Annotated in this window: 7 protein-coding genes and 1 tRNA gene; 3 read left to right on the top strand and 5 right to left on the bottom strand. The window is 44.5% G+C overall.

Annotated features, from left to right (window positions below):
* Positions 1-450: 450 nt before the first annotated feature.
* From FHQ23_RS00770 to FHQ23_RS00750, 5 genes are all read right to left on the bottom strand, one after another.
* On the bottom strand, positions 451-3,306 hold the full coding sequence (locus tag FHQ23_RS00770; protein WP_176552224.1) for a valine--tRNA ligase: 2,856 nt from the start codon (positions 3,304-3,306) through the stop codon (positions 451-453).
* Positions 3,307-3,353: 47 nt separating this feature from the next.
* Entirely contained in the window at positions 3,354-4,412 is a 1,059-nt protein-coding gene (locus tag FHQ23_RS00765) for a PDDEXK nuclease domain-containing protein (RefSeq protein ID WP_139612606.1), read from the bottom strand.
* Positions 4,413-4,443: 31 nt separating this feature from the next.
* On the bottom strand, positions 4,444-4,887 hold the full coding sequence (locus FHQ23_RS00760) for a DNA polymerase III subunit chi (protein ID WP_132966921.1): 444 nt from the start codon (positions 4,885-4,887) through the stop codon (positions 4,444-4,446).
* Between the two features lie 237 nt (positions 4,888-5,124).
* Positions 5,125-5,358 carry a hypothetical protein gene (locus tag FHQ23_RS00755; RefSeq protein WP_139612605.1) on the bottom strand — a complete coding sequence of 78 codons (234 nt, stop codon included), beginning with the start codon at positions 5,356-5,358 and terminating at the stop codon, positions 5,125-5,127.
* A 126-nt stretch (positions 5,359-5,484) separates the two neighbouring features.
* Entirely contained in the window at positions 5,485-6,978 is a 1,494-nt protein-coding gene (locus FHQ23_RS00750; RefSeq protein ID WP_139612604.1) for a leucyl aminopeptidase, read from the bottom strand.
* Positions 6,979-7,159: 181 nt separating this feature from the next.
* Between FHQ23_RS00750 and lptF the strand changes: the two genes are divergently transcribed.
* From lptF to FHQ23_RS00735, 3 genes are all read left to right on the top strand, one after another.
* Positions 7,160-8,266 carry an LPS export ABC transporter permease LptF gene (lptF, locus tag FHQ23_RS00745; protein ID WP_139612603.1) on the top strand — a complete coding sequence of 369 codons (1,107 nt, stop codon included), beginning with the start codon at positions 7,160-7,162 and terminating at the stop codon, positions 8,264-8,266.
* A gap of 3 nt (positions 8,267-8,269) precedes the next feature.
* The gene (gene lptG, locus FHQ23_RS00740; protein ID WP_139612602.1) at positions 8,270-9,346 is read left to right on the top strand and encodes an LPS export ABC transporter permease LptG; all 1,077 of its coding nucleotides are present in this window, start codon (positions 8,270-8,272) and stop codon (positions 9,344-9,346) included.
* Positions 9,347-9,571: 225 nt separating this feature from the next.
* Positions 9,572-9,656 (top strand) — tRNA-Leu (locus FHQ23_RS00735).
* Positions 9,657-9,882: the final 226 nt, after the last annotated feature.

Raw genomic sequence — 9,882 nt, 5'->3', positions numbered from 1 at the left:
TCTTTGTTTATATTTTGAGTTGTCGTTTAAAATGAGCACAATCTAGGCGTAAGCCGAAATCAATAGTGGGACTATTGATGAGGATTACAACGACGAGTGTGCTCATTTTAAACACAATCCGTAGGACTATGACTCTTTTTCGCCACTACTTTTCGCTACTACAGCGGCGTTAAAAGCCGTTCGTTTAGAATGACTAAACTTCACAACTTTTGCCTTATTTATTAGCGAAAAGAGTGGCGAAAAATAGTCTATAGCTCAAATTATAAACAAAGATCAACAGACCCTAGTAAGCACCGGTAAAAGTTTGTTTGCCAAAATAGCATAGCGCCATTTGTTTTTTGTCGCAATGGGATTATCCGACTGTGACGGCAGCTAAAATCAAGATAACTGCGCGGTTAACAAAAAGGGCGAATCTAAATTGATCCGCCCTAAGCATAAAAAACTCGCTGATTATAGCGCTTCGATATTCAAATACTGCGCTTTAAGTTTTTCCATACCGTCTTGATACCCCGCCATTTTTGACCGCTCTTTGTCGATCACTGCCGCTGGGGCTTTAGCAACAAAGCCCTCGTTTGACAGTTTATTTTTGATACGGCTGATTTCACCTTGCAAGCGCTCAATCTCTTTGTGTAAACGTGCCAGTTCAGCCGCTTTGTCGATAAAACCCGCCATTGGCACCAGCAGTTCACAGCTGCCAACCAGTTTCGCCACCGACAGCGGTGCGGTTTCGCCTTGCGACAAGACTTGCACTGAATCCAATTTCGCCATATTTTGCAGCAAAGTGCGGTTTTTGGCTAAACAAACCGCTTCGCCCTCATTTAAATTCCGCAGCAACAGATCCAAGCCTTTGCTCGGCGGAATGTTTTTCTCAGCGCGGATATTACGCACATTGACGATAATCTCTTTCAGCCACTCAATTTCATCAAGTGCGGTTTGATCGACAAGCTCTTCATTATAACTTGGGAACGGTTGCAACATAATGGTATCGCCGCTCACGCCAACTAAACCTTTCGCCCGCTGCCAAATCTCTTCGGTGATAAACGGAATAATCGGGTGCGCTAAACGCAACAGGCTTTCCAATACGGTTAATAAGGTGTGGCGAGTGCCACGTTGTTGCGCTTCGCTGCCCTGACTAAACACCGGTTTGGTCAATTCCAGATACCAGTCGCAGAATTGGTTCCATGTGAATTCATACAGAATATTCGCAGCCAAATCAAAACGATAACTGTCCAATGCCTGACGGAAGGCTTTCACCGTATTGTTGTATTCGGCTAAGATCCAACGATCCGCCAGTGACAACTCTTTTTCGCCATCGCCAAAACCGCACGCTTTGCCTTCGGCGTTCATCAATACAAAACGGCTGGCGTTCCATAGTTTGTTACAGAAATTACGGTAACCTTCCAGGCGATTCATATCCCAGTTGATGTCACGTCCATTTGAAGCCAGTGCGCTCAAAGTGAAGCGCAGTGCATCAGTGCCATGCTGATTGATGCCGTTCGGGAACGCTTTGCGTGTGGCTTTTTCGATTTTTTCCGCCAACTGCGGTTGCATCATATTGCCGGTGCGTTTTTCCACCAACGCTTGCAAATCAATGCCGTCGATCATATCCAGCGGATCGATCACGTTACCTTTGGATTTCGACATTTTTTGCCCGCTTTCATCACGGATCAAACCGGTGACATACACGGTTTTGAACGGCACTTGCGGCTTACCGTCTTTATCTTTGATAAAGTGCATAGTGAACATAATCATTCTGGCAACCCAGAAGAAGATGATATCAAAGCCGGTGATCAATACGCTAGTCGGGTGGAACATCGCCAAATCAGAGGTTTGCTTCGGCCAACCCAAGGTGGAAAAGGTCCACAGACCGGCAGAGAACCACGTGTCCAGCACATCATCATCTTGACGCAATTCGATATCGGCGGCTAGATTGTGTTTTGACCGCACTTCCGCTTCATCACGGGCGACATACACATTACCGTGGTTGTCGTACCACGCCGGAATACGGTGTCCCCACCATAATTGGCGCGAAATACACCAGTCTTGAATATCACGCATCCAAGAAAAATACAGGTTTTCATACTGCTTCGGCACGAACTGAATTTCACCGTCTTCCACCGCACGAATCGCCTCTTTTGCCAACGGTGCTACGCTGACATACCATTGGTCAGTCAGCATCGGCTCAATCGGCACACCGCCGCGGTCGCCGTAAGGCACTTTCAGATCGTGCGGCTTGATTTGATCGAGTAACCCCAATTCTTCAAACTCCGCAACCAACTGTTTACGCGCCGCAAAACGTTCTAAACCACGATAGTTTTCCGGAATAAAGGCTTGGTAATCGGTATTGGCTTTACCGTCACTATTCAACACTTCCGCTTGTTCACGGATATCCGCATTCAGGGTCAACACATTTACCATCGGTAAATGATGACGTTTGCCGACTTCATAGTCGTTAAAATCATGTGCAGGGGTGATTTTCACAACACCGGTGCCAAACTCGCGATCAACATAGTCATCAGCGATAATCGGAATTTCACGATTAGCCAATGGCAATAATACCGTTTTACCGATTAAGGATTGATAGCGTTCATCTTCTGGATGCACCGCCACCGCAGTATCACCCAGTACGGTTTCAGGACGTGTGGTTGCCACGACCAAATAATCCAAACCATCCGCCGTTTTTGCGCCGTTTGCCAGTGGATAGCGGAAATGCCACAAACTGCCTTTGCTCTCTTTATTTTCCACTTCCAAATCGGAAATCGCAGTGTGCAGTTTCGGATCCCAATTGACCAAGCGTTTGCCGCGATAAATCAAGCCCTCTTCATGCAAACGCACAAACACCTCTTTCACCGCATCAGACAAGCCCTCGTCCATGGTGAAACGTTCACGTTCCCAATCGACCGAGTTCCCGATACGGCGCATTTGTTGGCTGATGGTACCGCCAGATTCGGCTTTCCATTGCCAAATGCGATCAATAAAGGTTTCACGGCTGAAATCATGCCGAGTTTTGCCTTCTTCCGCCGCAATTTTGCGCTCAACCACCATTTGGGTTGCAATCCCGGCGTGATCGGTGCCTGTTTGCCATAACGTGTTGTCACCTTGCATCCGATGATAACGAATCAGGGTGTCCATCAACGTCTGTTGAAAAGCATGCCCCATATGCAAACTGCCGGTCACATTCGGCGGTGGAATCGCAATGCTGTAACTCGGACGAGAACGATCTTCCGACGGTTTAAAATAGCCGCTTTCTTCCCAATGTTTATACAGCGTTTGTTCTACTGCCGATGCTTCAAAGCGATCCGGCATTTCAAAGGTTTTTGTCATAGGTTTCTCTATCTTATTGATTAACAATATTAGGATTGTTTTCTTTTAGAATAAAAATACTCGGCTATTTTCTCTTGTACTTTTAATTCACGTTGTTCGAAATTTTCAATTTCTTGTTTTAATTCATTAAGCAATTCTTGCTCTGATGGCAAATACATCTGATATCGGCTGGCAAAAATCTGATTTTGATTTTCTGGCAAGGTAAATTTCACCATCGAATCATTTTTATCTGCACACAGCAAAATTCCAATCGTTGGATTTTCATGCGGTAGTTTTTCTACGCGATCAAAATAATTCACATACATCTGTAATTGCCCAATATCTTGGTGAGTTAATTTATGTGTTTTAATTTCAATAAGCACAAAGCATTGTAATAAGCGATTATAAAATACCAAATCGACAAAAAACTCATCACCGTCCAGATGTAAGCGTTTTTGACGTGCGACAAAGGAAAAACCATTTCCCATTTCAAGCAAAAAATCTTGTAGATTGCTAATAATCGCCTGTTCTAAATCTTTTTCATAATAAGCCGCTTCGCGTTTTAATCCTAAAAACTCCAAAATCATTGGATCTTTAATAATTTCTTTCGGATCAATTGGATACTGCTGATTTCGAGCAACCTCCAATACACTGTCCTTGTCGTTACTCAACAATAAACGCTCATACAACTGGCTATTAATCTGGCGTTCAAGTTGGCGTGAACTCCAGTTATTTTTGGCACATTCGGCAAGGTAATACTCACGTTTATCCGCATTTTCAAACGGCAATAATAACTTATAATGCGTCCAACTCAATTGTGTCCGCAGTGCGGACGCAATTGGAAATAAGCGGAAAAATTGGCGATAACGTTCTAGTTGGCGACGAGAAAAACCGCTTCCAAACTCCGGTTGCAGTTGCTCGGAAAGATAACGAATCAAATAACTTCCATAATCCGCTCGCTCTTGCCCAAGCTGCTCTTCTTCAAAAATACGTTTACCAATATGCCAATACATCAAGGTGCGTTGGTGATCAACAACTCGAATCGCTTGTTCGCGCGATTGATGAATGATCAGCTTAACATCGGTAATCATATTCTGTGAAATGAGCATTATTTGTCTCTACTAATTTAAATATGCAAAATCACGAAACTTGCTGTGTCGTCAATTCAAATCCCAGCTGACGATACTGTTTATAGCGTTCGCGCGCCTGAATTTTGGCTTGTTCTTCAACCGGTACAAAATCAATCACCTGATTAAAGCTGTTGGCAAAATCGGGCACCGCACTTTGCAGTGATATCAGCAGATCGCGCCGTTGGCTATTGCGTTTGCCGAGCCAACTGATTTCAATTGGGGTGGCATAAGTGGTGATTTCGCCGGACAAATTATGCGGCACAAACTGTTCCGGATCACGCTGCCATAACGCTTCGTCGAGCAGCAACGCCTGTTGTTCCGTTTCACAAGCAATCAACACCCGCTTGCCCAAGCGCCACGCATCAGCTGCCAAATCACAGCTCAGCGCTTCTTGCGCATTCAGTTCCGAATCCGCTTTTTCCGCCTGCAAAAGATAAAATTGTGCCTGTTTCACCACTCGTTGCCCTATTTTTTGTATTCAAGCTTCAGTTATAAGCTTCCATATTCAAGATTCAAGTATTTCGATGCCTTGATTATCGCTTGAAATAAACGGCTAATTTTAGCGAAAAAAGTGTCATAACGAAAGGAGAAAATATAAGTCGGAATATAAAACAAAAAGTGCGGTCGTAAAAAAATCGCCACCTTATTAATGATAAGACGGCGATTCTGTTCTTTCAAATCAAATGAAGTGTCAAGCGATTGTATCTCGGATTTGCTCCAGATCATAATCACTCGGGATAACCTCCACCGGATTGACTTTTGCTAAAATCCCTTCCAGCTTTTTAGTCGGACGACATTCCGAAACCACTGCGCTTCCTAACGCAATAGAACGATATTTTGCCTTATTCAACGCCACGCAAATTTGCTCAGCATCTTGTACAGATACACATTCAAATTTTCGCACGACTAAAGGTGCAAGCGCCATGACAACCTCCTTTATATAATTAATTTAAAGATAATAGAAAATAGGCAAGGCTAACTATACACCATTTTTTGCTTAAATTTATAGCTGAAACCAACGAAAACTTGATTTTAAGCCAATTTTTGCCACTTATTTCGCCTTATTTAGTAAATATTGTACCAATAATGCGACCGGACGCCCGGTTGCACCTTTTTCTGCCCCGGATTTCCATGCCGTGCCGGCGATGTCTAAATGTGCCCAAGGATATTTTTTCGTAAAGTTAGATAAAAATGCTGCTGCGGTGCTCGCGCCCCCCCAGCGACCACCAATATTGGCAAGATCGGCAAAATTGGATTTCAGCTGTTCCTGATACTCTTCACTCAACGGCAAGCGCCAAGCTTTATCCAACGATTGCGCTGCTGCGTGTTCCAATTGTTGCGCCAACTGATCGTCGCTGCTAACCAGACCACTGTTGTGCTGCCCCAATGCAACCACACAAGCACCGGTTAACGTAGCAACGTCAATCACGGCTTCTGGTTCAAAACGTTCCACGTAAGTCAACGCATCGCACAGCACTAAACGTCCTTCAGCATCGGTGTTCAATACCTCAACGGTTAAGCCATTCATCGTGGTTAAGATATCGCCCGGACGATAGGCATTGCCGTCCGGCAAATTTTCGCAACCTGCCAAAATCGCTACAATATTCAATGGCAGTTTTAATTCGGCTACCGCTTTCATCACCCCATAAACCGCTGCCGCACCACCCATGTCATATTTCATTTCATCCATTTCTGCCGCCGGTTTTAACGAAATACCACCAGCATCAAAGGTCAGCCCTTTGCCCACCAACACAATCGGTTTCGCTTGTGGATTCGGGTGATTTTTATATTCCATCACCGACATAAACGCTGGATTGTGCGAACCCCGTGACACCGCTAAATAGGCGTCCATCTTAAGCTCCGCCATTTGCGCTTCGTCAATAATCGTGGTGTTAAGCAGCGCAGATTCGTCAGCAAGTTGCTTAGCGCAGTCTGCCAAATATGCGGGATTACAAACATTCGGCGGGCAATTTGCAACATCTTTTGCCGCTTTCACGCCGTTGGCAATCGCGCACGCATGGGCAATCGCCTGTTCTGCTCTGGCAATATCATCGGCACTCACCGCAAAGACGATACTATTCAGCGCTTGACGCTGCTCTGATTTTTTACTTTTAAACGCATCAAATTGATAACGGGCTTGCTGCACTGCTTCCAATGCAAACCGCACTTTCCAATATATTCCACGTTTAGCCACTTGCACTTCATTTAAAAAGCTGACCGCACTTTGCGCATTGGTATCACGCAGTGTGCTAAAGGCTTTCTGCACCACTTGCTGATATTGACGTTCGCTTAAGGCTTGCGCTTGGTCACCGCAGCCGAGCAATAAAACCCGTTTTGCCGACAAATGCGGCACATGATGCAGCATCAGGCTTTGTCCGACTTTGCCTTCGATTTCCACTTGTTGCAACATTTGACTCAAATAGCCACCACTTGCATTGTCCAATTGTTGCGCCGCCGGGCTAAGTTGTTGTTTTTCATATACTGCCACCATCACACAATCACTTGGTTGCGCCGCCGCTCCAATTTGGCTCAAGGTAAATTCCATTTTGTTCTCCTGATAATTTTTATTGTTGTCACGATTAAAATAAGGGTATCATTATACGATTTATCGTAGCAGATAACAGCGATTAACAAAAACTTTGTTTCTGAGCGATAATTATTTTCATTTTTGTTGTCTTAATAACAGATTGATTCTGTAAGCAAACCTAAAACTACAAGGGCTGACCGTGATCTTACTTAAATATTTAACCAAAGAGATTTTCAAAAGCCAGATTGCTATTCTGTTTATTCTGCTGTTGATCTTTTTTGCTCAACAGTTAGTACGGGTACTAGGCTCTGCAGTAAATGGTAGCGTGCCTTCCGACTTGGTTTTTTCTTTACTTGGGCTAGGCATGCCGACAATGGCGCAATTAATGTTGCCACTATGCTTATTTATCGCCATTTTAATGACACTCGGTCGCCTGTATGCCGACAGTGAAATCACAGTGATGCGCGCTTGCGGTGTCGGACAGCGGATTTTAATGCGGGTTGCGCTGCTGCTGTCACTGCTTACCGCAGCTCTTGCCGCCTATAACGCTTTCTGGCTTTCACCTTGGGCAATTGAGAAGCAAGTGAATATGCTTGAACAAGCAAAAGCCAACCCAACGCTGTCCGCCTTAAACCCCGGTCAATTTATCAGTAATAATGACGGCAATTTCGTGTTATTTATTGATGATGTCGAAACCAACCGTTTAGACAATATCTATCTATTCCAAATGCGTGAACGCGGTAATATCAAACCGTCGGTTTTGGTGGCAGAAAACGGGCAGCTGGAAGCACTGCCGAACGGCGATCAAATCTTAAAACTCAATAACAGCGAACGCTATGAAGGTAGCGCGATTCTGCCTGATTTTAAAATTACCCGTTTTGATGATTACCAAGCCTATCTGACCTTTGCTAATGTGGAGTCCGAAAGTGACAAAATCGAACGCTTAAACCTCAGCCAGCTACTCAACGACGACTCTGACGCAGCACAAGCTGAATTGTGGTGGCGGATCTCGCTGGTGCTTGCTGTGCCTTTAATGGCGCTACTTGCCGTACCGTTAAGCAAAGTCAATCCACGTCAAGGGCGGTTTGCTAAAATGCTGCCCGCACTTTTGTTATATTTGATCTATTTTCTGTTGCTGAGCTCATTAAAATCTGCCGGCAGCGGCGGCAAAGCCGATGCTACAGTTTTGATTCCGTTAGTTCATTTGGCTTTTTTCTTGATAGCCATCATCTTAAACAGCTGGAACAGTGCCTTTATGTATAAAGTTCGCCATTTTGTCTCCCCCAACTCGGCGCTGGAGGATTAATTTATGTTTGGTGTATTAGATCGTTACATTGGTCGGACTATTTTCGGCACAATTTTAACCACTCTGTTTATGCTGGTCGGTCTGTCTGCCATCATCAAATTCGTCGAACAATTTCGTGATGTCGGCAAAGGCAGCTATGACAGCCTGCAAGCCATTTATTATACCTTACTGACGATGCCGCGCGATGTAGAAACGTTTTTCCCGATGGCGGCATTGTTAGGCGCATTAATCGGACTCGGTGCACTTGCTGCCAACAGTGAATTAGTGGTGATGCAAGCCTCTGGTTTTTCACGCCTAAAAATCGGACTATCGGTAATCAAAACTGCGATTCCGCTCATTTTAGCAATTATGCTGCTCGGCGAATGGGGAATCCCACAAACCGAACAATTTGCACGCAATATGCGCTCGCAAGCGATTTCCGGCGGTTCACTGCTATCGGTACAAAACGGTATTTGGGCAAGAGACGGAAATAGTTTTGTCTATATCCAAAATGTCACCGATAACAGCACGTTGAATAATATCTATATTTATCAATTTGATGATCAACGTCGCTTAAAAACCATGCAGCACGGCAACCAAGCCACTTATCAGGAAGCCGATGGAAATTGGCTCTTTAATCAATTTAGTGAAACCATCATTGAAGAGGATTCGATTCAAAACCGCAACTACCTCAATCACATTTGGCAATCCGGGCTGACGCCGGATAAACTACTGACGGTGAGTTTGAAAGCGACTTCACTCTCGATCAGCGGCTTAAACAGCTATGCGACCTTCCTAAAAGAGAGCGGACAAGACGCCAAACAGTTTGAGCTGCTCTACTGGCGTAAACTGGTTCAACCGATTTCTGTCGCGGTGATGATGTTATTGGCGCTGTCTTTTATTTTCGGCCCGCTACGCAGCGTCACCACCGGCGCGCGCATTGTCACCGGTATCGTGTTTGGTTTCGCTTTTTATGTGATCAACGAAACCTTTGGACGCGTCACTATGGTGTTCAACATTCCATCAGTTATCGGCGCATTGCTGCCGAGCTTGCTGTTTTTGCTGCTGACATGGTGGCTATTGAAGCGTAAACCGAGTTAATTTTGTTAGGGTCTGTTGATCTTTATTTATAATTTGAGCTATAGACCCTAATGTCAAACCGCACTTTGCAGCCATCCCAAAGCCTGAAAAGTGCGGTATCTATTAAGAAATAAACAAATTGTCGAAAATTAAAGCGAACGAATAAAATTTTTAAATTTACGCTTGCAAGTTATGTGGTTAGCCGTATAATGCCCACCACTGACAGCGATTATGTTTATCAGCGTTGCCTGGGTGGCGAAATTGGTAGACGCAGTTGATTCAAAATCAACCGCCTTCGGGTGTGCCGGTTCGAGTCCGGCCCTAGGCACCACTGGTAAATATAATCCACAAGCCCTGATTTTTTAATCGGGGCTTTTTATTATCTAAAACAACCACTTAAATAATCACTCTCTCTTTTTTACTGTATGCTTAAACAGTGCTTTGCTGATCCGCCGTGATCTGCTAAGATCGAAAACAACACTATTTTGCACCGAAATTGCACCACGAATTGCACCAAATTTAACGTGGAGAAATTATGGGTATAGTAGACAAAATGG

It is taken from the genome of Testudinibacter crocodili (assembly GCF_006228025.1).
GTDB lineage: Bacteria > Pseudomonadota > Gammaproteobacteria > Enterobacterales > Pasteurellaceae > Chelonobacter.
This window is presented reverse-complemented; position numbering and strand designations above follow the sequence as displayed.